This is a genomic window from Pseudomonas nitroreducens TX1 (genome assembly GCF_000313755.1).
Taxonomy (GTDB): domain Bacteria; phylum Pseudomonadota; class Gammaproteobacteria; order Pseudomonadales; family Pseudomonadaceae; genus Pseudomonas; species Pseudomonas nitroreducens_A.
Genome location: NZ_AMZB01000035.1, coordinates 1 through 1,373, shown reverse-complemented (window position 1 = coordinate 1,373; position 1,373 = coordinate 1). Strand labels below are relative to the sequence as shown.

Sequence of the window (1,373 nt, the reverse complement as noted above, 5' to 3'; positions counted from 1 at the left end):
CAGTACGCCGAACTCGTCGTTACTGGCGACCTTCAGGCGCTTGGTCAGATCGCCCTCGCCCTGGGCGATATCTTCCATGGCGCGGCCCATGGTGGTCAGCGGCTGCATCAGCACGCGGATCAGCATGCCCAGCAGGAGCAGGATGGCGACGATGGCAATCGCGGCGGCAACTATCGCGGAAGCGCGAAACTTGCTCAGCATCGAATAGGCCGCGGCCTTGTCGATGGAGAGGCCGATGTACCAGTTCACCGAAGGCAGGCCCTTCACCTGGGTGAAACTGAGGATGCGCGTCTGGCCGTTGAGCTCGGCTTCGCTGAAGCCGCCGCCGATCGTCGGCGTGTTCTGCGGGTAAACGTCCGCCAGCGTCTTCATGATCAGGCTCTTGTCCGGGTGGACGAGGATCTTGCCGTCGCCGCTGACCAGGAAGGCGTAGCCCATGCCGCTGAAGTCCAGCGAGTTGATGATCTGCACCAGAGTCTGCAGGCCGAGGTCGCCGCCGACAACGCCCAGGGTCTTGCCGCCGGCGCGCGCCGGCGTGGCCACGGTCATGATCAGCTGCTGGGTGGCGGCGTCGATGTAGGGCTCGGTCAAAGTGGTGCCGCCGGCCGCGACGGCATCCTTGTACCAGGGGCGGGTGCGCGGGTCGTAACCGTCAGGCATGGCGCTGTTGGGGCGCATGGTGAAGGTGCCGTCTTCCTGGCCCAGGTAGGTGAAGTTGAAGGTCTTGCGCAGGGTGTCCTGCTCCAGCAGGCCCGTCAGGTGCTCGGGAGTGCTGTCGCGAGCGAGGGTCTGGGCGGTGCTTTCGATCAGCAGCAGCCTGCCGCTCAGCCAGTTCTGGATGTTGCTGGCGGTCACGTCACCCATTTCCCGCAGGTAATCCTCGAGGTCCTCGCGGATCGCGTTGCGCTGCAGGTAGTCGTTGTAGAGGGTGAAGAGGGCGAATGCCGAGAAAACCACAAGCGATGCGGCCAGGAGAATCTTATGGCTGAATTTCAGGCTCTTGATCATGCTGCGTCGAATCCGGAAGTAGGGGGATGCCTGAATGGCGTTGGTCCGGGCGACAGATCCGGTGTCGCCGCAGAACGTCCGTTCCCGTGGTGTGAAACGGACGGCGCCGGCGCGGCGGATAACCGTGCGGGCGTGGCCGGAACTCCCTTGTGCCGGCGGTGACGACAGGCCCGGTTTGTTGGTTGGTATCAAAGGCCTTCACCCTTGATTTCGGCGTGCCCGAGGGAAGCTTGAATGAGTCGGACGAACGGTAGGGGGGGCTCTGCGGCGGGTGGTTCAGCGGTGATACAGGTGGTGGCTTACCTCTGTGCAAGCAGTGTCTGCTGGTGAATGGCTCGCGAACAAAAAAGGCGCCCGAAGGCGCC

The 1,373-nt window shown here is 63.7% G+C and carries 1 protein-coding gene; it reads right to left on the bottom strand.

Annotated features, from left to right (window positions below):
- The coding region (locus C167_RS0100375; RefSeq protein WP_017516310.1) for a cache domain-containing protein at positions 1–1,008 on the bottom strand (1,008 nt) is incomplete at its 3' end.
- Positions 1,009–1,373 lie beyond the last annotated feature (365 nt).